We start from the raw sequence: 23,693 nt of genomic DNA on the forward strand, positions 1-23,693 counted from the left end.
GTCCTAACGATCTAGACCCAGGCATCAATCCCAGCTCAACGCCCCACCAGTCTGATACTCAATGACGCGAGTCTCGAAGAAGTTCTTCTCCTTCTTCAGGTCCATGATCTCGCTCATCCACGGGAACGGGTTGGTAGTCCCCGGATATTCCTCTTTCAGACCAATCTGCGTCAGACGACGGTTGGCGATGAACTTGAGGTAGTCCTCCATCATGGCCGCGTTCATGCCCAGTACGCCGCGCGGCATGGTGTCACGCGCGTATTCGATCTCCAGCTGGGTGCCTTGCAGGATCATCTGGGTCGCTTCGTCTTTCATCTGCGCGTCCCACAGATGCGGGTTCTCGATCTTGATCTGGTTGATCACGTCGATGCCGAAGTTCAGGTGCATGGACTCGTCGCGCAGGATGTACTGGAACTGCTCGGCGGTGCCGGTCATCTTGTTGCGGCGGCCCATGGAGAGGATCTGGGTGAAGCCGCAGTAGAAGAAGATGCCTTCCAGTACGCAGTAGTAGGCGATCAGGTTGCGCAGGAACTGGCGGTCGGTCTCCGGGGTGCCGGTCTGGAACTGCGGATCGGAGATCGAGCGGGTGTACTTCAGGCCCCAGGAGGCTTTCTTCGCGACCGAAGGAATCTCGTGGTACATGTTGAAGATCTCGCCTTCATCCATGCCCAGCGACTCGATGCAGTACTGGTAGGCGTGGGTGTGGATCGCTTCCTCGAAGGCCTGACGCAGGATGTACTGGCGGCACTCGGGGTTGGTGATCAGGCGGTACACGGCCAGCACCAGGTTGTTGGCCACCAGGCTGTCGGCGGTGGAGAAGAAGCCGAGGTTGCGCATGACGATGCGGCGCTCGTCTTCGGAGAGGCCGTCCTTGCTCTTCCACAGGGCAATGTCGGCGTTCATGTTCACTTCCTGCGGCATCCAGTGGTTGGCGCAACCATCCAGATACTTCTGCCAGGCCCAGTCGTACTTGAAGGGTACGAGCTGGTTGAGGTCGGCGCGGGCGTTGATCATCTGCTTGTCGCCGACATGCACGCGGGCGCTGGCGCCTTCCAGGTCGTCCAGGCCTTCCTGGATGTCCAGGTCGTTCAGCGCTTTCTTGGCGCGGGCGATGGCGTCGGAGTCGTTGGCATCAACGGCGCGGGCCTGCTCGACGGAGCCGGCGGCTTCGTCGTCGAGCTTGTCGGCCGCGGCGGCCACGACAGGAGCGGCGGGCTTGGCGGCCGCTTCGGTGGTGTCTTCCTTATCGAATTCGTCCCAGCTGAGCATGGTGGTCTCCTGCTTGGTTCTCATGGCCGCTGTTGGGTGGCCTGTATGAATGTCCAGTAATTCTGATTATGTTCCGTTGCGATCTGCACGCAAGGGTTAAACCCTGCCACCCGTCGGTGGCACCCAGGCCCGCAAGGCGGGCGAGGGGAGATGTTCGTGGGGGAGGGCTGGCGCTGGGCCTGGGTCCCTCACCCCTAGCCCCTCTCCCAGGGGGAGAGGGGAAACAAGCGGCACGAGTGGCTTTGGGCTTTTACCTCGGCCACTCGGTGCAAGCGCGAAGCTGAGCGAGTGAGCGCTAGGCGCCTGGCAGCTCCGAGCCCCTGAGCGTGCTGGTGCACGTGATGGGGGCGGAGCTGCCGGGCAACAACGCGGGCGCCGCTCAGATTCGTGCGGCCCCCATTACTGGCAGGCTTCGCAGTCGGGGTTGTCGATGCTGCACGCCTGCGGCACCGCTGCCGGCGCGGCGAAGTTGCCCTCGTCGATCGCACCACTGGACACGGCGTTGAGCTTGCCGGTGTTGATGGTGGACTTCTCGGTGCTGGTAGCGGCCAGGGCGCGGAGGTAGTAGGTGGTTTTCAGACCACGGTACCAGGCCATGCGGTAGGTCACGTCCAGCTTCTTGCCCGAGGCGCCGGCGATATACAGGTTCAGCGACTGGGCCTGGTCGATCCACTTCTGGCGGCGGCTGGCGGCGTCGACGATCCACTTGGTTTCCACTTCGAACGCGGTGGCGTACAGGTCCTTGAGGTCCTGCGGGATGCGCTCGATCTGCTGCACGGAACCGTCGTAGTACTTCAGGTCGTTGACCATGACGCTGTCCCACAGGCCGCGGTTTTTCAGGTCGCGCACCAGGTAGGGGTTGATCACGGTGAACTCGCCGGAGAGGTTCGATTTCACGTACAGGTTCTGGTAGGTCGGCTCGATGGACTGCGACACGCCAATGATGTTGGAGATGGTCGCGGTCGGCGCGATGGCCATGATGTTCGAGTTACGAATGCCTTTCTTCACGCGCTCGCGGATCGGTGCCCAGTCCAGGGTCTCGGTCAGGTCGACGTCGATGTACTTCTGGCCACGCGCTTCGATCAGGATCTGCTGGGAATCCAGCGGCAGGATGCCCTGGCTCCACAGCGAGCCTTCGAAGGTGCTGTAGCTGCCGCGCTCGTCGGCCAGGTCACAGGAAGCCTGGATCGCGTAGTAGCTGATCGCTTCCATCGACTTGTCGGCGAACTCGATGGCCGCGTCGGAGCCGTAGGCAATGTGCTGCAGGTACAGGGCGTCCTGGAAGCCCATCAGGCCGAGGCCGACCGGACGGTGCTTGAGGTTGGAGTTACGCGCCTGCGGCACGCTGTAGTAGTTGATGTCGATAACGTTATCGAGCATGCGTACAGCGGTCTTCACGGTGCGGCCGAGTTTCTCGGTGTCCAGCTTGCCGTCGACGATGTGGTTGACCAGGTTGATCGAGCCCAGGTTGCAGACTGCGATCTCGTCCTTGTTGGTGTTCAGGGTGATCTCGGTGCACAGGTTGGAGCTGTGCACCACGCCCACGTGCTGCTGCGGGCTGCGCAGGTTGCACGGGTCCTTGAAGGTCAGCCACGGGTGGCCGGTTTCGAACAGCATGGACAGCATCTTGCGCCACAGGTCCTTGGCGGCGATGGTCTTGTAGACCTTGATCTTGCCGTAGCCAGCCAGGGCTTCGTAGTACTCGTAGCGCTCTTCGAAGGCCTTGCCGGTCAGATCGTGCAGGTCCGGTACTTCGGACGGGCTGAACAGGGTCCACTGGCCGTCGTCGAACACGCGCTTCATGAACAGGTCGGGAATCCAGTTCGCGGTGTTCATGTCGTGGGTACGGCGGCGGTCGTCACCGGTGTTCTTGCGCAGTTCGAGGAATTCCTCGATGTCCAGGTGCCAGGTTTCCAGGTAGGCGCACACGGCGCCTTTGCGCTTGCCGCCCTGGTTCACGGCCACGGCGGTATCGTTGACCACTTTCAGGAAGGGCACGACGCCCTGGGATTTGCCGTTGGTGCCCTTGATGTAGGAGCCCAGCGCGCGTACCGGGGTCCAGTCGTTGCCCAGGCCGCCGGCGAATTTCGACAGCATGGCGTTGTCGTGGATGGCGCCGTAGATGCCCGACAGGTCGTCCGGCACGGTGGTCAGGTAGCAGGAGGACAACTGCGGACGCAGGGTGCCGGCGTTGAACAGGGTCGGGGTCGACGCCATGTAGTCGAACGAGGACAGCAGGTTGTAGAACTCGATGGCGCGTTCTTCACGGTTCTTCGGCTCTTCGATGGCCAGGCCCATGGCCACGCGCATGAAGAACACCTGCGGCAGTTCGAAGCGCACGCCATCCTTGTGGATGAAGTAGCGGTCATACAGGGTCTGCAGGCCCAGGTAGGTGAACTGCTGGTCGCGCTCGTGGTTCAGCGCGGCGCCCAGCTTGGCCAGGTCGTAGTCCTTCAGCTTGCTGTCCAGCAGCTCGAATTCGACACCTTTCTCGACGTAGGCCGGCAGGGCCTTGGCGTAGAGGTCGGCCATTTCGTGGTGGGTGGCGCTGGCGGCGACGTTGAGGAAACTCAGGGCCTCGGCGCGGATGTTGTCCATCAGCAGGCGGGCGGTGACGTAGGAGTAGTTCGGCTCGCGCTCGACCAGGGTGCGCGCGGTCATCACCAGGGCGGTGTTGACGTCCTTCTCGGCCACGCCGTCGTACAGGTTCTTCAGGGTCTCGGATTCGATCAGCGCGCCGTCGACTTCGGCCAGGCCTTCGCAGGCTTCGCGGATGATGGTCTGCAGGCGGCCCATGTCCAGCGGTTGCACGCTGCCGTCGGCGGCGGTGACGCGGATGCTCGGGTGCGGCTGGGCGACGTCGCTGCCGGCACTGGCCTTGCGCTTGCTGGCCTGGGCTTCGCGGTAGATCACGTAGTCGCGGGCGACCTTCTGCTCGCCGGCGCGCATCAGGGCCAGTTCGACCTGGTCCTGGATTTCTTCGATGTGGATGGTGCCGCCGGAGGGCATGCGACGCTTGAAGGTCGCGGTGACCTGCTCGGTCAGGCGGGCGACGGTGTCATGGATGCGCGACGAAGCGGCGGCGTTACCGCCTTCAACTGCGAGAAAGGCCTTGGTGATCGCGACGGTGATCTTGTCGTCGGTGTACGGCACCACGGTGCCGTTGCGCTTGATCACACGCAGCTGACCGGGGGCCGTGGCGTTCAGCTCCTGGCCGGCATCGGCAGCCTGCGGCGCAACGGCCTGCGGGTTCTCGCGAGTTGTGTCGATCTGCATGGGGGTCTCCCGTCTCCATTTATTAGTAGGGCACTGTTCAACGGAGGGTGTTCCGCCAGACAGTTGGCCACAGCTTTATTTCGAATTTCGTTTCCAATCAGCCACGCCACCAGAACCGGCAGGATCGGTATGCGCGTACTACAACAACAAGGCAGGGGGCGGACTCAAGCGCCTCCGTGGCCTAAGTCAAACATCACGGCAATCTAAGCCGTGACCACAATACCTAGTGGTGTGCCCCTCGTGGGCTACAACCACTATCGCCCGGGTCGACAACCATTACGACCCTGGTCCGAGGCCCGGCAGACAAGACCGGGCTGGTGTGAAACGGGTTGCGATACACCGGGTGCGGTCAACGAAAGGACCTTCTCGACATTCATTCTTCTAGTGTCCGGTGATCTGGCTTTAACCCAATATGTAGTGGGTCATCGCTATGGAGATACAAGATAATGCGCTGCTGGGGGCAATGCAAGGTGACGTGTCGAGAATAAGCTGTGGATAAATTGTGGGTCTTTTGTGGGTGAAAGGGCTGAGTTCGGCGCAGGCTGCGTGATTGCTGGCTTGTACCGTTCGTCGCCCTTTGCCGGCCCTTCCCAAGGGCGAAAAAGCGTCCGTGGCTGATGGCCATAGCCACAACATATAGTGGTTGGCATGTCCAGTGGAATGGCCGGTGCAGTCGGTTAGAATGCCGGGCCTACCGTAGGGCTGCGGCAGGCGCAGGTTTAAGGAGCCGACGTTGGAACAAGAAGCACAAATTCTCATTGTCGAGGACGATGAGCGGCTGGCCGAGCTGACCCGTGAGTATCTGCAGGGCCACGGCTTGCAGGTGGCGATCGAGGCCAACGGTGCCAATGCGGTGGCGCGCATTTTGCGCGAGCAGCCGGATCTGGTGGTGCTCGACCTGATGCTGCCGGGCGAGGATGGCCTGACCATCTGTCGCAAGGTGCGCGGCCGCTACGAGGGGCCGATCCTGATGCTCACCGCACGCACCGACGATATGGACGAGGTGCTCGGTCTGGAGATGGGCGCCGATGACTATGTGTGCAAGCCGGTGCGCCCGCGCGTGCTGCTGGCGCGTATCCGTGCCCTGCTGCGGCGCAGCGAGGGGGGCGACGCAGCTGTCGAGGGTCAGCGTCGCCTGGAGTTCGGCCAGCTGGTGATCGACAGTGCCATGCGCGAAGCCTGGTTGCGCGGCGAGGGGATCGAGCTGACCAGCGCCGAATTCGACCTGCTCTGGCTGCTGGCGGCCAATGCCGGGCGGATTCTCTCGCGTGAGGAAATCTTCACCTCCCTGCGTGGCATCGAGTACGACGGCCAGGACCGCTCGATCGACGTGCGCATCTCGCGCATCCGGCCGAAGATCGGTGACGACCCGATGCACCCGCGCCTGATCAAGACGGTGCGCAGCAAGGGTTACCTGTTCGTCGCCGAGGCCGCTGCAGAACTGCAATGAACACCATCTTCCTGCGCATCTATGGCGGCATCATCGCCGCCCTGGTGCTGGTCGCGCTGCTCGGTGTCGGCGCCCTGCAGCTGACCAACGAGGTGCGCAGCGACCAGTACCGCGAGAAGCTGGCGCGCGGCACCTTTCGCCTGATGGCGGACAACCTGCAGCACATGGACGATCTCGACCGCCGTCGCGCCCTGATCACCTGGACGCGTCTGCTCGGCGTGCCGCTGGAGCTGCAACCGGTTGCCGGCCTGCCGCTGGATGGCCGTGCCCGTGGTCGCCTGCAGCGCGGTCAGGTGCTGGTGGAGCAGACCGGGCCGCATGCGGCACGGGTCTATGTACAGATTCCTGGAGAAAGCCAGGTATTGAGCACCGAGGTGGAGCAGATCAGCGAGCAGCTGGCGCGCGCCACCGTGTTCCTGTTGATGGACGAGTTGGTGCGCTACCCGATTGCCGAGCAGCCCAGGCGTCTGGCGGAGCTGAAGGAAGAGAAGCAGTTCGGTTTTTCCCTGCGCCTGGTGGTGCTGGAGAAGGTCGACCTGGACGAGGACCAGCAGCGTCGGGTGGATGAGGGCGATACCGTGCTGGCGTTGGGCAAGGAGGGCGACTCAATCCGCGTGATCGCCGGTATGGTCAGCACGCCCTGGGTGTTGGAAGTCGGTCCGATCGAGCAGATGAATCCCTACCCGACCGAGCTGTTGGTGCTGATCGGCGCCCTGGGCCTGAGCCTGACCGGGCTGATCCTGTATTTGCTGGTAAGGCGCCTGGAGCGCCGCCTTCAGGGCCTGGAGGATGCGGCGGCACACATTGCCGGCGGCCATCTGGATGCCCGTGCGCCGACTCAGGGTGCCGACTCGGTTGGTCGTTTGGCCACCACCTTCAACGCCATGGCCGAGCAGCTGCAGCGTCTGCTCAATGTGCAGCGCGAGATGGTGCGGGCGGTGTCCCATGAACTGCGCACGCCGGTGGCGCGCCTGCGCTTCGGTCTGGAGATGATCGAGGATGCGCAGAGCGACGAGGCGCGACGCAAGTACATGCTGGGCATGGACGGCGACATCCAGGAACTCGACAAACTGGTTGACGAGATGCTGGTCTATGCGCGCCTGGAGCAGGGCTCGCCGGAGCTGAATTACCAGAAGGTCGACCTCTGCGCCCTGGTCGACCAGGTAATCGGCGAGCTGGCGCCGCTACGTGCGAGTATCACCGTCGAGCGCGGCCCCTGTCAGGATGGCCCGCATGGCGAGGTACAGGTCGAGGCCGAGCCACGCTACCTGCACCGGGCGCTGCAAAACCTGGTGAGCAATGCCATGCGCCACGCCGAATCGCGGGTGCGCCTGAGCTATCACATCGGCCACAAACGCTGCCGGGTGGATGTCGAGGATGATGGGCCGGGCGTGCCGGAAGAGGACTGGGAGCGTATCTTCACGCCCTTCCTGCGCCTGGACGACAGCCGCACGCGGGCTTCGGGTGGTCATGGCCTGGGTCTGTCCATTGTCCGCCGCATCATCTATTGGCACGCCGGCCGCGCTCATGTTGGGCGCAGCGCGGACTTCGGTGGCGCGCAGTTCAGCCTGATCTGGCCACGCCGTCAGACGCCGCACTGAGGCGCGGGTCACGACCGTTCGGCGCGCTTCATCAAACTGTCATCGAACTGTGGCAGCGGCCGCGAACAAACATCCGCAGACTCGCGTTTGACTGGGGTTCTGCGTTTTAGGTGTTTTCGTAATGCGAGCATTCTTGCTGCTGGCCGCACTGCTGTGCGGCGCGCCGTCCTTTGCGGCTCCGCGATGTGATGTCAGGGTGCCTACCGCCGTGGCGGAGGTAGGGGAGGTGCGCTTGGCCTACCAGAGCATTGGCCGCGCGGCCGATCCGGCGCTGTTGTTGGTGATGGGGCTTGGCGGACAGCTGATCCACTGGCCCGATGAGGTGGTGGAAAGTCTGTGTCAGCAAGGGTTTCGGGTGGTGCGTTTCGACAACCGCGACGTGGGCCTGTCCAGTTGGCGTGACGAGGCGCCTGCGGTCAGTCTGACCTACGAGCTGTTGCGCTATCGCCTGGGGTTGGCCGTGGAGGCGCCCTATGGGCTGCGCGACATGGCGCGCGATGCACTGGGCCTGATGGATGCTCTCGGCATCCGGCGTTTCCATGTCCTGGGCGCCAGCATGGGCGGGATGATTGCGCAGCATCTGGCTGACCTGGCACCGCAGCGCGTGGAGAGCCTGACCCTGCTGATGACCAGTACCAGCGCCCCCGGCCTGCCGGCGCCGGATGCGCGTCTGCTTGAACAGCTGGCGCGTCGCGAGGCGCCAGCGGATCGCGCTGCCGCCATCGAGCAACAGGCTGATCTGCTGGCGGCTCTCGGCAGTCCGAGCCAGGTCAGTGAGCGTCAGCAGTTGCTGGAAGAGGCGGCTCACAGCTACGACCGCGCCTACAACCCGCAGGGTGTGCAGCGGCAGATTCTGGCCATCCTGGCCGAACCGAGCCGGGTGCAACTGCTCAATCGCCTGCGCCTGCCGACGCTGGTGGTGCATGGCACCGCCGATCCCCTGCTGCCGCTGATGCATGGCGTGCACGTGGCGGCGCACATAAAAGGCAGCGAGCTGCGTCTGATTCCTGGCCTGGCCCATCGATTCCAGCCGGCATTCAAGGCGCCGCTGCTGGCGGCTGTGCTGCCATACCTGCGTCAGCAGCGCATGGTGGATGCGCAGCTGGCGCAGCGTGAGGGGGAGACTGCCGAGCGTTCGCGCTTGTAGTTTCGACTCGTGCATGAAGTCGCTGACGTCTTTGCGAACAGGGCTCTCTCTTAGGTTATTACACGGCTACGGCGCTGGTCGGGGTCTGGTTCAGATAGTCCCTGAGCCGGGCCTGCTGGCCGGCCGTCATGAATAGGCCGAGCTTGGTGCGGCGCCAGAGAATGTCTTCGGCGCTGATCGCCCATTCCTCGCGGCACAGGTAATCCACTTCGCGCTGATACAGGCCCGCGCCCAGATGCTCGCCCAGCTCGCTCTGCTGCTGGATGCCGTCGAGCAGGCGCCAGGTGCGGCTGCCGTAGGTGCTGGCCCAGCGCTTTGCCAGTTCGCGGTCGAGCCAACCGAAGCGGCCGAGCAACTGATCGACCAGTTCTTCGCGGCTGGTCATGTTCTCGCCGCCCGGCAGGGGTGCCTGGTCGGTCCAGGCCGGGCACAGGTGCGGGAAGTGTGGTGCGAGCAGCTCCAGAGCTGATTCTGCGAGCTTGCGATAGGTCGTCAGCTTGCCGCCGAACACCGAGAGCAGCGGCGCCTCGCCGGGGGCGCCAGCCAGGGACAGGGTGTAGTCGCGGGTGATGGCCGAGGGTTGGTCGGATTCGTCGTCGCACAGCGGGCGCACCCCGGAGAAGCTGTGCAGGATGTCGGCACGACTCAGTTGGCGGGTGAAGTGGGCGTTGACCACGCCGAGCAGGTAGTCGGTCTCTTCCTCACTGATCGTCACCTGCGCCGGATCGCCCTGGTATTCACGGTCGGTGGTGCCGATCAGGCTGAAACGTTCCAGCCAGGGAATGACGAAGACGATGCGTTGATCCTCGTTCTGCAGGATATAGGCCTTGTCGCCCTCATGGAGGCGCGGTACCACGATGTGGCTGCCCTGGATCAGGCGGATGCCGTAGGGCGATTTCTGCTTCAGGTCGTCCTGCAGGAAACGCGCGACCCAGGGGCCGGCGGCATTGACCAGGGCGCGGGCGCGAATGGAGAACAGGCTGCCGTCGGCACGCTCCAGATGCAGGTGCCAGAGCCCCTTGCTGCGCCGTGCGCTAACACAGCGGGTACGGGTGTGAATGTGCGCATGGCGCTCGTGGGCGGCCATTGCGTTGAGTACTACCAAACGGGCATCGTCCACCCAGCAGTCGGAGTATTCGAAGCCGCGACTCATCTGCGGCTTCAGCGGGTTGCCGGCGCCGAAGCGCACGCCATGCGAGCCCGGTAGTTTCTCGCGCTTGCCCAGGTGGTCGTAGAGGAACAGACCGGCGCGGATCATCCAGGCCGGGCGCAGGTGCGGGCGGTGCGGCAGGATGAAGCGCATCGGCTTGACGATATGCGGTGCCTTGGCCAGCAGCACTTCGCGCTCGGCCAGGGCCTCGCGGACCAGGCGAAATTCATAGTGCTCTAGGTAGCGCAGGCCGCCGTGGATCAGCTTGCTGCTGGCCGAGGAGGTGTGGCTGGCCAGGTCGTCGCGTTCGCAGAGGAACACCGAGAGGCCGCGACCGGCAGCATCCGCCGCGATGCCGACACCGTTGATGCCGCCGCCGACTATGGCCAGGTCGTAGATTTCGGCAAGGCGAGGCGTTTGGCTGAGCGGCATGGCAGGCACCGTTAGTTGTAATGTGAACGAATGAATGTTCGATTTCGAAAATATGCTAGCGAAGAGTGCTCGCTTTCACCAGCGCGAAAGTGTCCGGCGGTCAGTTCAAGGGCGAACGGTTGGATGCATGGCTGCGAGGGTAGGTTGGGTCGGGCCGCGCAGGTTGAGCGTAGCGAAGCCCAACAGCGAACAATCGGCCTCGACGTGACGTTCGGCTGCGCAGCGTTGGGCTTCGGCGCCATGCGCCGCAACCACAACCTACGTTCTGTGCGGCTCAGACCAGGTGCAGCTGGATTTTCTGCTCGTGCAGCAGGCGAGCCAGGGTCGGGGAGGGCGGGGCGTCGGTGTAGATATGGTCGACCAGGGCGATGGAGCCCAGGCGGACCACGGCGTTGCGCCCGAACTTGCTGGAGTCGGCGGCCAGCAGTACCTGGCGGGCGTTGTCGATGATGGCCTGGGACACGCGCACCTCCTGATAGTCGAAGTCGAGCAGGCTGCCGTCCTCGTCGATGCCGCTGATGCCCATGATGGCGAAGTCGACCTTGAACTGCTGGATGAAGTCCGCCGCCGCCTGGCCCACCACGCCGCCGTCACTGCGCACGCTGCCGCCGGCCACCAGCACTTCGAAGTCGGCCTTGTCGGCCAGGGTCGCGGCCACGTGCAGGTTGTTGGTGATCACCTTGAGGTGCTTGTGGCCAAGCAGGGCGCGGGCGATGGCCTCGGTGGTGGTGCCGATGCTGATGAACAGCGAGGCATTGTCAGGAATGGCCGCGGCGATGGCCTCGGCGATGCGCTGTTTCTCGTCGCGCATCTGTCCCGCGCGCATGGCGTAGGCGGTGTTCTGGATGCTGGAGGTCTCGCAGGCTGCGCCGCCGTGGGTGCGTCGCAGCAGCCCCTGTTCGGCTAGCTGGTTGATGTCGCGGCGAATGGTTTGCGGTGTGACATCGAAGGCCAGGGCCAGTTCTTCGATGCTGACGTAGCCGCGTTCGCGGGCGCGGTCGAGGATGCTCTGCTGGCGGGGCGGGAGGCTCATGGGCGTTCCTTGGTAGCGCTGTCCTGGCTGGGTGCGGGAGCGACTTCAGGCGCTATAAACAAGTCCATCGCGGCTAAAGCCGCTCCCGCGGAAGCTGATTGCATAGCTGTTGTTATTGGCTGGCGGAGTATAACGAGGTGCTGCCCTAGTGCATCTTTATCGTCTGCCAACCATGCGATTACTCTGCGGGCCATTGCTGTGCGGCGTTAACAACTGCTCCTGGCGGCTTTTTCCGTTAAGGTACGCCACTTCGTCAGCTGATTTTCACATTCGAACATGACTCCTGCCATCGATCTGCTGAAAAAAGCCAAGGCCGAGCACAAGGTGCTCAGCTACCACCATGACCCGAAGTCCGCCTCCTATGGCCTGGAGGCAGCGGAAAAGCTGGGCCTGGACCCGGCGCGGGTCTTCAAGACACTGCTGGCTGCCACCGAAAAAGGTGAGTTGCTGGTGGCCGTAGTGCCGGTGGCTGGTTCGCTCGATCTCAAGGCCCTGGCCCACGCCGCTGGCGCGAAGAAGGCCGACATGGCCGACCCGCAGCAGGCCCAGCGCAGCACCGGCTACCTGGTCGGCGGCATCAGCCCGCTGGGGCAGAAGAAACGCCTGCGCACCTTCATCGACGAGAGTGCCCGGCAGTACCCGACCATCCACGTCAGTGCCGGGCGGCGCGGTCTGGAGGTCGAGCTGGCGGCCGAGGTGCTGGCCCAGCACACCCAGGGCAGCTTCGCCGCCATAGGGCGCGAGTGATCCACTGCCTGACACCACCCCTTCGCCGGCAGAGGGGGTTAGATGAATAACAACAAGGAAACGCGCATGTCCCAATACCTGCTTGCCATCGACCAGGGCACCACCAGTTCCCGCGCCATCGTATTCAGTGCTCAGGGCCTGCCGCTGGCCAGTGCCCAGCGTGAGTTCAAGCAGTATTTCCCCAAGGATGGCTGGGTCGAGCACGATGCCGAAGAAATCTGGCTGACCACCCTGGCGGTGTGTCGTGAGGCGCTGGCCAGCAAGGGCCTGAGAGCCGAGGACGTACTGGCCATCGGTATCACCAATCAGCGCGAGACCACCATTGTCTGGGATGCCGCCACGGGGGCCCCGATCCATCCGGCCATCGTCTGGCAGGACCGCCGCACCGCCGACTATTGCGCCGGCCTCAAGGCGAGTGGGCATGAGGCTAAGGTTTCGGAGAAGACCGGCCTGCTGATCGACCCCTATTTTTCCGCGACCAAGCTGCGTTGGACCCTCGACCACGTACCCGGTGCTCGTGCCCGTGCCGAGCGCGGCGAGCTGCGTTTCGGCACCGTCGACAGCTTCCTGCTGTGGCGCCTGACCGGCGGCAAGGTGCATCGCACCGATGCCAGCAACGCCTCGCGCACCCTGATGTTCAACATCCGCCAGCAGCAGTGGGACGACGAGCTGCTGGCGTTGTTCGAGATTCCGCGCAGCCTGTTGCCCGAGGTGCTGGATTGCGCCGCCGAGTTCGGCGTCACCGAGCCTGGGTTGCTCGGCGCCGCCATCCCGGTGCTCGGCATGGCCGGCGACCAGCAGGCCGCGCTGATTGGCCAGGCCTGCTTCCAGGAGGGCATGGTCAAGAGCACCTATGGCACCGGTTGCTTCATGATCCAGAACACCGGCAGCACTCCGGTGGCGTCGCAGAATCGACTGCTGACCACCGTGGGATATCGGTTGAACGGCAAGGTCACCTACGCGGTAGAAGGCAGCATATTCGTCGCTGGCGCCGCCGTGCAGTGGCTACGTGACGGCATCAAGCTGATCAGCGACGCCCGCGACACCGAGCTGCTCGCCGAGCAGACCGGCGATGCCTGCGGCGTCTATCTGGTGCCGGCCTTCACCGGTCTCGGCGCGCCGTACTGGGACCCCAAGGCGCGTGGCGCGATCTTCGGCCTGACCCGTGATACAGGGATCAAGGAAATCGTCACCGCCGGCCTGCAGTCGGTGTGCTACCAGACCCGTGATCTGCTCGAAGCCATGCGTCAGGACGGCGCCGCCGAGCCCAGCGCACTGCGTGTCGATGGCGGCATGGTGGTGAACAACTGGGTCATGCAGTTCCTGGCCGATATCCTCGGTGTGGCAGTGGAACGTCCGGTGGTCACGGAAACCACCGCCCTCGGCGTGGCCTACCTGGCCGGCTTGCAAGCGGGGCTGTATGCCAGCCTGGAGGAAATCGCCAGCCACTGGCATCGCCAGCAGCGATTCGTTCCACGCATGGCTGACGAGCATCGCGCCAAGCTCTATGCCGGCTGGCTGGATGCTGTGCAGAGGGTGCGCAGCGAAGCTTGAGAGTGGTACAACTGCGGCGGTTACTGATTCGAGATCGCCGCATGCAGTTGCGCTGTCGCCTGCTTCGCCCTGCCAAAGTCCTGACCCTGCTGGCCTGCCTGGCCCTGAGCGGCTGGGTGCGCGGTGAAACACTGGTGATCGCGGCTGATCGCTGGTGCCCGATCAACTGCGAGCCGGGGAGTGAGCGGCCAGGCATCTTCGTCGAACTGGCGCGGGACATCTTTGCCGAGGCTGGTATCGAAGTGCGCTACGAAATGCGCAACTGGGCGCGGGTACTGCAGGAGGTGCGCCGTGGCGAGATCAACGCAGCGATTGGTGCCGGCATAGGCGATGCTCCGGACTTCCTGTTCACCGAAACCCCCGTGGCGATGTCGCGCAACTGCTTCTACACGCTGCCCGATTCCAGCTGGCGTTACGACGGGTTGGCGTCGCTGGCCGAGGTGCGCCTCGGGGTGATCAACGACTACAGCTACGGCGTAGAGATCAATGCCTATGTGGCGGCGCACCACCGTCATGTCGACCAGGTGCAGGTGGCTGCCGGCGACAAGGCGCTCGATATCAACCTCAGCAAGCTCGGTCACCGGCGTATCGACGCCATGATCGAGAACAGCTGGGTGGTGCAGGCCCGCCTGGCTGAACAGGGTCGCAGCGGCGAGTTGCGCGAGGCGGGCTGCCGTGAACCGGACGTGCCGATCTACCTGGCCTTCTCTCCGGCGCTTAAGGCCAGTTCTCGGCATGTTCAACTGTTCGAACAGGGCCTGCTGCGCTACCGCGCCAACGGTCGCCTGCAAGCGCTATTGAAGGCCTATGGCGTAGAGCGCCACTGAATTCAGCTTTTCTGCCGCATCACCTGTTCATAGGCGCTGGTCAACTCGTTCATTTGCTTGAGCAGGGTCTCGGTGGTGGTGGCGATCACGGTCGGCACATAGTGGGCATCCGCAGACAGGCTAAAACCGGCGCGGGCGAAACGCCACTGGGCCTCGACTCTCTTCAGTGCCGCAGCGATCTGCGGAGTGTTCTGCTCGGCGGCCAGCAGTTCTTGCTGGGCTGTCTCGAACTCCTCGGCGGCCAGTTGCAGTTGTTGCGCCAGGCCCTCGACGGGCAGCCCCCAGCTCAGCGCCAGATACAGCTTGGCGATGCGCTGGCTGAGCATGCGCTGGCGCCCGCTGCGGTTGACCAGGTGGGCATCGGCACTGCCGGTATGGGCTTCGATCAGGCGCACCACGGCTTCGCTCTGCTCCAGTAGCTGATCGCTGAGCAGCAGCAGGCGTACGGCCTGCTTGCGCTCGGGGCGCGACAAAGCCAGTTCGCGGTAGGCCTGCCAGGTGTGGTCGACCTGGTCGAGAGCCGTGGCGATATCGCCCGTGGGGGCGTATTCGCTGAGGGCCACGAAGTTGCTTTCGAAGCGTGCCACGCTCTGATCAAGCTGTTCGATGGCCTGCTCGCTGCGCACCTGGGTGCCAAGCATCAGGTAGCTCTTGGCAATGCGCTGGCTGAGCATGCGCTGCATGCCGGACAGGTTCATCGCTTCGGCAGCGCCAATGGCGGCGCTGGCCGGCGGGCAGAGCAGGCCTAGGCTGAGGCCGAGCAGTAGGGCAAGACGACTCAACATGAGAACTCCAGAGGCGCGCGGCAGCGCGCCGGGAAGCGAATTGGGAGAAGGCGGCGTGGTGCGAGTGCCGCGCCGCCATGGCACTCAGTAGCTGTACTGCAGCTGCAGCCAGAACTTGTCGGTGTCGACGGTGCGGGCCTCGTCTTCGGAGTTGTAGCTGGCGTACTTGACCAGGCCGACCAGGCCCTTCACCCCGGGAATCGGGTGGGCGTAGGACAGGTCGAGCTCGCTGCCGTAGTCGTCGCTACCCTGCTCAGTAGAAAAGTCGTGGTACCAGGCCTGCAGGGTGCCGCCCAGCAGCGGCGCGGTGACGCCGAAGTAGAGGTCTTCGATGCCGTCGGCCGGGGTGGTGAGGAAGACGTCGGCCCAGCCCTGAAAGGCGTGCTTGGTCGCCAGTGGGGTCTGGAAGGCGCGATTGCCCGGGCCGCTGTCGCCGCCCAACACCTCGTGGCCGGCCTTCAGCTGGATGCCCTTGATCGTGTAGCCCAGTTCGAGCAGGAGGTAGTCGCTGCTCAATTCCTGCGGGTTGCTGTCGTAGTCGCTCTGGCGGGCGTATTCCAGCACGTAGCTGAGGCCGGAGAGGTTGCCGTTCAGGCGCAGGCCGTTGGTCTGGCTGGACAGCGTACCTTCGGGGGCGGTGGGGGCGATGGCCAGGTTGTCCAGGTCCAGCAGGTAGCTGTAGGCGGTGGCGGTCAACTCGGGGGCGAAGATGTACTGGGCGTTGATCAGGTGGCTGTGGCCGTCGATGTTGGCCGGGTTGGTGCGGTTGTCATAACGGCCGTTGTCCGGGCCGAAGATGGTGTTGATCTGGTCGATGTAGGCGTAGCTCAGGGTCAGGCCGTCGACAGGCTTGAGTTGGGCCAGGGCGCCGTCATAGGTCTGCTCGTTCTGGCGCCAGGCCACGCCGCCGACGAAGCGCTGGTTGTCCAGGTTGATGCGCTGGCGGCCGAGCACGGCGCTGCCGTACTGATGGTCGTAGCGCAGCAGGGCCTGGTTGATCTCGCTGCCGTCCGGGTCGGCGACCACGGCGTAGTGGCCCTGGCCGTTGCGCGTGCTGTTGTAGGCGGCATCGCCAATGCGGCTGACGTTGTCGGCCTCGATCAGGGCCGAGAGGCCGTACCACTTGCCGCTCTGCAGACCGATACGGGTGCGCAGGGTCTGGGCATGGGCGTCGCGTAGGGCGTTTTCCTGGTCGACGTTCTCGAAGCGGTAGCGGGCGTCGAGGTTGACCTTGCCCTGGGTGAACAGGTTGCTGAAATCCTCGGCTGCGTTGACGGCGTGGCTGAAGGTGGCGCAGGCCACGGCGAACGACAGCAGGGACAGTTTGGTCATGTGCATGGTGGTCTCCAAAAAACGCAAAAAAAAACGCCACGATGCCGGGCTCTTCTGAACGAGAGCGGTGGCTTTCGTGACGTCGTTGTCGGTTGAGTGGCAGACACGCCGTTGTGCTGACCGGGGCCTGCCATAGCAGGCGGCGTGCCAGAATTCTCAAGTGACTGATTTGTTGAGAAATAGTTACAGGCTAAGAACCTTTCGCGATTTAGCGCTGCACCGCGCTAGCTCGCTGCGCCTTGATACAGTGCAGCTGTAGTGCTGCCTTGTTGCGCGACTGTACCGGGTGTGCTGACGGTGTTGCGGGCATGCTGAGCGCCCGATCACCGTTTGGCAGGAGCCTTTCATGCCGCTCGACTTTCATCAGGTGGACGCCTTCAGCGCCCGCCCGTTCGCCGGTAATCCGGCCATGGTCTATCGCCTCGATGCCTGGCTCGATGACGCCTTGATGCAACGTATTGCCGCCGAGCACAACCTGGCCGAAACCGCCTTTGTGGTGCGCGAGGGCGCGAGCTGGCACATCCGCTGGTTCACCCCGGCCTGTGAGGTACCGCTGTGCGGTCACGCCACCCTGGCCAGTGCCCACGTGCTGTTCGAGGTGTATGGCGAGCCCGGCGAGCGCCTGGATCTGCTCTGCAAGTCCGGGGCGCTGGCGGTGACCCGTGAAGCTGAGCGCCTGGTACTGGACTTCCCCGCGCAATACCTGGCGCCAGCTGAGTTGGCAGAGGTCGCCCAGATTCTCGGCCAGCGCGTGGTGCGGCTGCAGATCGGCAAGGAGTTGCTGGTGGAGCTGGAGTCCGAGCAGGCGGTGCGCGCCTGTGCGCCGGATCTGAAGGCGTTAGCGGGTTTGCCCGGGCTGGGAGTGATCGTCACGGCGCGAGGCGAGCGGCACGACTTCGTCTCGCGCTATTTCGCCCCAGGTATCGGCATCGACGAAGACCCGGTAACCGGCTCCACCCATTGCATCCTCACGCCCTACTGGGCCGAGCGCCTGGGCAAGACCGAGCTGAGTGCCTTCCAGTGTTCGGCGCGTGGTGGCGAACTGCACTGCCGGCTGGAAGGCGATCGGGTGAAGATTGCCGGCCAGGCGGTGCTGGTGGCCAGCGGCAAGCTGTTTATCTGAGGTTGGCCGTGTCGCGCGCAGGGTCAGTTGCTGCTGTAGCGGCGTACGCCTGAGTCGCCCAGGTTGACCTGCGCGGCCACGCTGCCTGGGGCGGGGAAGACCACCAGGTGGTCGGCGGCGATGCGGATGCCGACCTGCTGCCCCGGCAGGTGATCGGCATGGCTGGGGAAAAGGGCTTCCAGCTGGCTGCCGGTAGGCAGCTGCAGGCGGTACAGGGTGGCGGCGCCGAGGAAGGTCTTGCCGACGATCTGTGCGCGTAGCTCGCTGTCTGGCGCCGGGATGACGTCGTCCGGGCGCAGCAGCACGTCCACTGAGCTTCCGGGCGCCCAGGTGTAGGCACGGTTGCCACGGATCACGCCCAGCTCGGTCTGCACCGTGTCCGGGCTGAGCAACTGGCCGCGAATGAAATAGCCCTGGCCGACGAAGCTGGCGACGAAGGGCGTCAGCGGCTCGTGGTACAGGTTGAAGGGGGTGTCCCACTGCTGCAGGCGACCCTCGTGGAACACCCCGACATGGTCGCTGACGGCGAAGGCTTCTTCCTGATCGTGGGTGACCAGAATGGCGCTGGTGCCGCGCGCCTTGAGGATGTCGCGCACCTCATGACTGAGGCGCCGGCGCAGTTCGCCATCGAGGTTGGAGAAGGGCTCGTCGAGCAGCAGCAGTTGCGGTTGCGGTGCCAGGGCACGGGCCAGGGCCACGCGTTGCTGCTGGCCGCCGGACAGCTCGTGGGGGAAACGCTGGCCCAGATGAGTCAGCTTGACCAGCTCCAGCAGCTCGGCGGTGATCTGTTCGCGTTGGGGATGCTTGCGAATGCCGAAGGCCACGTTGTCGGCCACGTTGAGGTGGGGGAACAGCGCGTAGTCCTGGAACACCATGCCGATACGGCGCTTCTCCGGTGCCAGGGTGAAGCCGGCGCGGGAGATGACTTCGCCGCCCAGTTCGATCTCGCCTTCCAGCACTGGCTCGAAACCGGCGATGGCACGCAGGGTGGTGGTCTTGCCACAGCCGGAGGGGCCGAGCAGGCAGCCGATGTCACCGGCGTTCAGATGCAGGTTGAGCGTCTGCACCACGCGATGTTGCTGGTAGCCGCACGCCAGCTCACGCAGCGACAGCAGCACCTGGCTCATGCGTGATAGGCCGGCTCGACCAGCATTTCCAGCAGGGCCTTCTGCGCATGCAGGCGGTTTTCGGCTTGCTGCCAGGCCAGCGAGCGCGGGTCGTCGAGCAGGTCCTGGCTGATTTCCTCGCCCCGGTGGGCCGGCAGGCAGTGCAGGAAAATCACATCTTCGGCCGCCGCATCGAGCAGGGCACGGCTGACCTGGTAAGGGGCGAACACGGCCAGGCGCTTGGCGTTCTCTTCTTCCTGGCCCATGGAGGTCCACACGTCGGTGCTGACCAGATGGGCGCCGGCGACGGCTTCTTTCGGGTCGCGCACGATCTTGGCGCGATCACCGGCGGCGGCGAGGAACTCGGCCTTGGGCTCGTAGCCTTCGGGGCACGCGATGCGCAGCTGGAAGTCGAACTGTACGGCGGCTTCCAGGTAGGAGTTGCACATGTTGTTGCCGTCGCCGATCCAGGCCACGGTCTTGCCGGCAATGCTGCCGCGCGCTTCCTGATAGGTCTGCATGTCGGCCAGCAGCTGGCAGGGGTGCAGGTCGTCGGACAGGCCGTTGATCACCGGCACGCTGGAGTTGGCGGCGAAATCGGTGAGGGTGCTGTGGGCGAAGGTACGGATCATCACCGCGTCGAGCATGCTCGACATGACGATCGCGGTGTCGCCGATCGGCTCGCCACGGCCCAGCTGGGTGTCGCGAGGCGAGAGGAAGATGGCCTGGCCGCCGAGCTGGATCATGCCGGCTTCGAAGGACAGACGGGTACGGGTCGAGGCTTTCTCGAAGATCATGCCCAGCACGCGGTTCTTCAGCGGCTCGAACAGCACACCACGGCGGCGCAGGTCTTTCAGCTCGATGGCTCGACGGATCAGTCCGCCCAGTTCCTGGGGGCTGCAGTCCATCAACGAGAGAAAGTGTCTGGCGCTCATCATTCACTACCTTTAATTCAACAGCTGTCGCGGCCCGGTTTTTCCGGGAAAAAGCAGCCCACACAACGGCTGGAGCCGCGCGGGTGCGACAAAGGGGAAGGGCGCGATCTTATAAGGAAACGACGCGGCGGAGCAAATTGCTCCCGGACCTGGGCTGCGACGAAAGGTTTCAGGGGAAATTGTCCAGGCTGTGGTCGCTGTCACAAAAGTGCAACGCTGGCTTGCCCGTCCTAGAGCGGCGCTCCTACCATGCGCCCCGCCTTGAAAGGCACCCCCGATGCCCCGCAATGGGGCGTTATGGATCTTCTATGCAAAGGAGTCTTGCATGAAACACGTAGCCTATGCCGCCGCTTTTTCCGCTCTGGCCCTGCTGACTGGCTGTGCCAGCCAGAACTACAGCCAGCCGAGCGCTCCGCTGAACGGTGAAGTCGAAACCAACCTGAAAGCAGACGTGAAAGTGGGCGAGTCCATCAGTGGCGAGTCTTCGGTGAACATCCTGTTCGGTATGTTCAAGCTGGGTGGTGATACCCAGTTCGCTGATGGCGTGACCTATGGTGGTGGCGAAGGTGGTTTCGCTCTGGGCCTGGACCCGGTAGCAGCCGCCAAATCCGCAGCAGCCTTCAAAGCGGTGAAAACCTCCGGTGCCGACCTGATCGTCGCGCCGCGCTATGAAGTCAGCGTGCAGGATTATGTGGTGTACAAAGCCGTCAACGTCAAAGTGACCGGCAACAAAGGCACCGTTACCGCAATTCGCTAAGCCTTCCGGGGCGTGCCTCGCGGTGCGCCATGTGATTGCTTTGCTTTGCGTCTGAATCGGCGGGCATGATGCCCGCCGATTCATGAAATGAAGGCCCCTGGCCAACCCTCCCTCCAGCCTCCATAGTCTTGCCATTGCGACCCGACCGGTCGTCTTGGACAAGAACAAAGAGGCTAGGCCATGACCAAGACCCTCCATCACCGTGCCTGTCACCTGTGTGAGGCCATCTGCGGCCTGACCATCGAAACCCAGGACCATGAGGACGGCAGCCGCCAGATCCTGTCTATCAAGGGCGATGCCCAGGACAGTTTCAGCCGTGGCCATATCTGCCCCAAGGCAGTGGCCCTGCAAGATATCCAGAACGACCCGGACCGCCTGCGCCAGCCCGTGCGCAAGGTCGATGGCCAGTGGCAGCCGATTGGCTGGGACGAGGCTTTCGAGCTGGTCGCCGAGCGCCTGAGTGCGATCCAGGCCGAGCATGGCAAGAATGCCGTGGCCGTGTACCAGGGCAACCCCAGCGTGCATAACTATGGGCTGATGACCCACAGCAACTACTTCCTTGGCCAGCTGAAGACGCGCAACCGTTTCTCCGCCACCTCGGTGGACCAGCTGCCGCACCACCTGACCAGCTATCTGATGTACGGCCATGGCTTGCTGCTGCCGATTCCGGACATCGATCACACCCAGTTCATGCTGATTCTCGGTGGCAACCCGCTGGCCTCCAATGGCAGCATCATGACCGTGCCGGACGTGGAAAAGCGCCTGAAGGCGCTCAAGGCACGCGGCGGCAAGCTGGTGGTGGTCGATCCGCGGCGAAGCGAGACGGCGGCCATGGCCGACCAGCACCTGTTCGTGCGCCCGGGCAACGATGCCGCGCTGCTGCTGGGGCTGCTCAACACTCTGTTCGAAGAGGGACTGACGCGGGAGAGCCCGCTGCCGGTCAATGGCCTGGAGCAGGTCAAGCAAGCCATTGCACCCTTTACCGCCGAAAGCATGGCCGCGCGTTGCGGCGTTGCGGCGGTTGAGATTCGCCAGCTGGCCCGTGACTTTGCCGGCGCCGAATCGGCGGTGTGCTACGGACGCATGGGCGTCTCCACCCAGGCCTACGGCAGCCTGTGCCATTGGCTGATCCAGTTGATCAACCTGGTGACCGGCAACCTCGACCGGGTCGGCGGCACGCTGTGCACCAGCCCGGCCGTGGACCTGGTGGCGAATACCTCCGGCGGCCACTTCAACGTCTGGCAGAGCCGTGTGTCCGGCTTGCCGGAATACGGCGGCGAGTTGCCGGTGGCGGCCCTGGCCGAGGAGATGCTCACGCCCGGCGAAGGGCAGATCAAGGCGCTGATCAGCGTGGCCGGCAACCCGGTGTTGTCCACACCCAACGGCCGCCAGCTGGAGCAGGCGCTTGATGGGCTGGAGTTCATGGTCTCGGTCGATCTCTATATCAACGAGACCACCCGCCACGCCGACCTGATCCTGCCGCCCACTGCACCGCTGGAGCACGATCACTACGACACCACCTTCAATGTGTTTGCCGTGCGCAACGTCACCCGCTTCAACCCGCCGGTACTGGCCAAGCCCGAGGGGGCACTGCACGACTGGGAGATCTTCGTCGGCCTGGCCAAGGCGTTCGCTGCGAAGAATGGCACCGAACTCAAGCCGACCATGCCGCCGGCGCAGATGATCGACATGGGCCTGCGCGCCGGTCCCTACGGTGACCAGTCCGAGCACAAACTCAGCCTGGCCGTGCTCAATGAGGCACCGCACGGCATCGACCTGGGCCCGCTCAGGCCGAACCTGGCGGCGCGGTTGAAGACCGAGTCCAAGGCCATCGAGGCGGCGCCGGCGCTGCTGGTCGCGGACCTGGCGCGCTTCGCCGCCGAGCCACAGCCGGCCGCGGACGAACTGGTGTTGATCGGTCGCCGTCATGTGCGCAGCAACAACTCCTGGATGCACAACTACCAGCGTCTAGTGAAGGGCAAGCCGCGTCATCAGCTGTTGATGCATCCGGATGATATGGCCGGACGCGGCCTGGCCGATGGCCAGCGTGTGCGGGTGCAGTCGCGGGTCGGCATGATCGAGGTGGAAGCGCTGGCCAGCGACGAGATGATGCCCGGCGTGGTCAGCCTGCCGCACGGCTGGGGCCATGCTCGTCCGGGTGTGCAGATGAGGATTGCCAGCGCCCAGCCCGGCGCCAGTGCCAATGACCTGACCGACGAGCGTCAGCTGGATGCGGTGTCCGGCAATGCCGCGCTTAATGGCGTGCCGGTAAGGGTCGAGGCGGCCTAGAGATGTACGCCATAGCGGGCATAGATCTTGTCGATGGTGCCTTGTTGCTTGAGTTGCACGATGGCGGCATCCAGCCTGTCCAGCCAGGCAGCGTGCCTGGGGTGCACGCGCATGCTGACATCGTAGGAGCTGACCACGTCGCCGATTTTCAACTGACGATATTGCGGGATCATTAGCAGGTTGTACTGGGCCACGGCCTTGTTGATCAGAATCTGGTCGAAGCGCGACTTGCTCAGCATGCTAAGCAGCTGCTGCTCGTTGAGTGCGTTGCGCCGGTCGAGCTGCCCCGAACTGATCAGTGGCAGCAGTTCGGGGTAGGCGTAGCCGCGTACCATGCCCAGCGATTTGCCGCGCAGGTCTTCGGGCTGCTTGACCGGAAATGCCTTGTTCGGCGCGAAGACCAGCACATCCACCACCTTGCCGAACGGCACCGAGAAGATGCCTGGCTTTGCCTGGTGCTTGACCCAGCCGGGATAGACCCCAGGTTCGATGTCGAGCTGGCCTTCGTTGAACAACAGGCTGATGCGAGGGTAGGGGTAGTACTGCACGTTGAAGGTGTCGCCGGTGAGCTTGGCCAGCTCATCGAGGATGTCCTGATAAATGCCGCGTTTGCCGTCTTCGATCATCATCGGCGGGTAGTCATAGAACCCCACCTCAAACGTCTCTGCCTGAGCATGCTGTGCAGCACACACCAGGCAGAGCAGACTCGCCACTTGCTTCAGCCACTTCACCGAATTGCCCTCACCCGCACCATTCCCTGACAGTCTAGTGCCTGACTGGCAAGCAGACTCTCGTCCGCGTCTCAGGCAAGAGACCTGCCGTCTATCCCCGAGCCTTCAGCTGGGTTTTTCGGTTACAATCGCCGCCACCGCGCCCGGCT

18 protein-coding genes are annotated in these 23,693 nt (G+C 64.1%); 9 read left to right on the forward strand and 9 right to left on the reverse strand.

From position 1 onward, the window contains the following. Positions 1-24: 24 nt before the first annotated feature. Entirely contained in the window at positions 25-1,269 is a 1,245-nt protein-coding gene (locus ACF8C6_RS05510) for a ribonucleotide-diphosphate reductase subunit beta (protein ID WP_392498371.1), read from the reverse strand. Between the two features lie 399 nt (positions 1,270-1,668). After that, positions 1,669-4,545 (reverse strand): ribonucleoside-diphosphate reductase subunit alpha, encoded by a 2,877-nt coding sequence (locus tag ACF8C6_RS05515; protein WP_392498372.1) that lies wholly within the window; start codon positions 4,543-4,545, stop codon positions 1,669-1,671. A 733-nt stretch (positions 4,546-5,278) separates the two neighbouring features. Between ACF8C6_RS05515 and ACF8C6_RS05520 the strand changes: the two genes are divergently transcribed. From ACF8C6_RS05520 to ACF8C6_RS05530, 3 genes are all read left to right on the forward strand, one after another. Beyond that, positions 5,279-5,995 carry a response regulator gene (locus tag ACF8C6_RS05520; protein WP_392498373.1) on the forward strand — a complete coding sequence of 239 codons (717 nt, stop codon included), beginning with the start codon at positions 5,279-5,281 and terminating at the stop codon, positions 5,993-5,995. Further along, on the forward strand, positions 5,992-7,596 hold the full coding sequence (locus tag ACF8C6_RS05525) for an ATP-binding protein (RefSeq protein ID WP_392498374.1): 1,605 nt from the start codon (positions 5,992-5,994) through the stop codon (positions 7,594-7,596). Before ACF8C6_RS05520 ends, ACF8C6_RS05525 begins: the two co-directional genes overlap by 4 nt. 121 nt (positions 7,597-7,717) lie before the next feature. Then, a complete protein-coding gene (locus tag ACF8C6_RS05530; protein WP_392498375.1) occupies positions 7,718-8,743 on the forward strand; it encodes an alpha/beta fold hydrolase in 1,026 nt (341 codons plus the stop codon). A 58-nt stretch (positions 8,744-8,801) separates the two neighbouring features. Here ACF8C6_RS05530 and glpD read toward each other — a convergent pair whose 3' ends face one another. Beyond that, on the reverse strand, positions 8,802-10,325 hold the full coding sequence (gene glpD / locus ACF8C6_RS05535) for a glycerol-3-phosphate dehydrogenase (RefSeq protein ID WP_392498376.1): 1,524 nt from the start codon (positions 10,323-10,325) through the stop codon (positions 8,802-8,804). Between the two features lie 274 nt (positions 10,326-10,599). Next, on the reverse strand, positions 10,600-11,358 hold the full coding sequence (locus ACF8C6_RS05540) for a DeoR family transcriptional regulator (RefSeq protein WP_392498377.1): 759 nt from the start codon (positions 11,356-11,358) through the stop codon (positions 10,600-10,602). 276 nt (positions 11,359-11,634) lie between these two features. Here ACF8C6_RS05540 and ybaK point away from each other — a divergent pair, with 276 nt between their 5' ends. The 3 genes from ybaK (at position 11,635) to ACF8C6_RS05555 (ending at position 14,486) form a co-directional block, all read left to right on the forward strand. Then, positions 11,635-12,105 carry a Cys-tRNA(Pro) deacylase gene (ybaK, locus tag ACF8C6_RS05545; RefSeq protein WP_392498378.1) on the forward strand — a complete coding sequence of 157 codons (471 nt, stop codon included), beginning with the start codon at positions 11,635-11,637 and terminating at the stop codon, positions 12,103-12,105. A gap of 66 nt (positions 12,106-12,171) precedes the next feature. After that, positions 12,172-13,659: a glycerol kinase GlpK gene (gene glpK, locus ACF8C6_RS05550; RefSeq protein ID WP_392498379.1), complete on the forward strand. Its 1,488-nt coding sequence runs from the start codon at positions 12,172-12,174 to the stop codon at positions 13,657-13,659. Positions 13,660-13,700: 41 nt separating this feature from the next. Then, positions 13,701-14,486 (forward strand): substrate-binding periplasmic protein, encoded by a 786-nt coding sequence (locus ACF8C6_RS05555; RefSeq protein WP_392498380.1) that lies wholly within the window; start codon positions 13,701-13,703, stop codon positions 14,484-14,486. A 2-nt stretch (positions 14,487-14,488) separates the two neighbouring features. Here the strand turns inward: ACF8C6_RS05555 and ACF8C6_RS05560 are convergent, their stop codons facing one another. Both ACF8C6_RS05560 and ACF8C6_RS05565 read right to left on the reverse strand, forming a co-directional pair. Beyond that, on the reverse strand, positions 14,489-15,271 hold the full coding sequence (locus ACF8C6_RS05560; protein ID WP_392498381.1) for a type IV pili methyl-accepting chemotaxis transducer N-terminal domain-containing protein: 783 nt from the start codon (positions 15,269-15,271) through the stop codon (positions 14,489-14,491). Positions 15,272-15,355: 84 nt separating this feature from the next. Beyond that, positions 15,356-16,609 carry a hypothetical protein gene (locus ACF8C6_RS05565; protein WP_392498382.1) on the reverse strand — a complete coding sequence of 418 codons (1,254 nt, stop codon included), beginning with the start codon at positions 16,607-16,609 and terminating at the stop codon, positions 15,356-15,358. 340 nt (positions 16,610-16,949) lie between these two features. Here ACF8C6_RS05565 and ACF8C6_RS05570 point away from each other — a divergent pair, with 340 nt between their 5' ends. Further along, the gene (locus ACF8C6_RS05570; protein ID WP_392498383.1) at positions 16,950-17,726 is read left to right on the forward strand and encodes a PhzF family phenazine biosynthesis protein; all 777 of its coding nucleotides are present in this window, start codon (positions 16,950-16,952) and stop codon (positions 17,724-17,726) included. A 23-nt stretch (positions 17,727-17,749) separates the two neighbouring features. On the opposite strand, the gene ACF8C6_RS05575 is transcribed toward ACF8C6_RS05570, so the two are convergent. Both ACF8C6_RS05575 and argF read right to left on the reverse strand, forming a co-directional pair. Then, the gene (locus tag ACF8C6_RS05575; RefSeq protein ID WP_392498384.1) at positions 17,750-18,853 is read right to left on the reverse strand and encodes an ABC transporter ATP-binding protein; all 1,104 of its coding nucleotides are present in this window, start codon (positions 18,851-18,853) and stop codon (positions 17,750-17,752) included. After that, complete coding sequence (argF, locus tag ACF8C6_RS05580; RefSeq protein WP_277688996.1) at positions 18,850-19,767, reverse strand: ornithine carbamoyltransferase; 918 nt, start codon at positions 19,765-19,767, stop codon at positions 18,850-18,852. The genes ACF8C6_RS05575 and argF overlap by 4 nt, the downstream gene beginning before the upstream one ends. A gap of 325 nt (positions 19,768-20,092) precedes the next feature. Here argF and ACF8C6_RS05585 point away from each other — a divergent pair, with 325 nt between their 5' ends. Together ACF8C6_RS05585 and ACF8C6_RS05590 are read left to right on the forward strand one after the other, a co-directional pair. Beyond that, positions 20,093-20,524 (forward strand): hypothetical protein, encoded by a 432-nt coding sequence (locus ACF8C6_RS05585; RefSeq protein WP_277688995.1) that lies wholly within the window; start codon positions 20,093-20,095, stop codon positions 20,522-20,524. Between the two features lie 180 nt (positions 20,525-20,704). Further along, positions 20,705-22,813, forward strand: coding sequence for a molybdopterin oxidoreductase family protein (locus ACF8C6_RS05590; RefSeq protein ID WP_392498386.1), 2,109 nt, complete (start codon positions 20,705-20,707; stop codon positions 22,811-22,813). On the opposite strand, the gene ACF8C6_RS05595 is transcribed toward ACF8C6_RS05590, so the two are convergent. Continuing rightward, complete coding sequence (locus tag ACF8C6_RS05595) at positions 22,810-23,544, reverse strand: ABC transporter substrate-binding protein (protein ID WP_277688993.1); 735 nt, start codon at positions 23,542-23,544, stop codon at positions 22,810-22,812. The two genes, ACF8C6_RS05590 and ACF8C6_RS05595, sit on opposite strands and share 4 nt — an antisense overlap. Positions 23,545-23,693: the final 149 nt, after the last annotated feature.

It is taken from the genome of Pseudomonas sp. zbq_18, assembly GCF_043102245.1.
Classification (GTDB): domain Bacteria; phylum Pseudomonadota; class Gammaproteobacteria; order Pseudomonadales; family Pseudomonadaceae; genus Aquipseudomonas.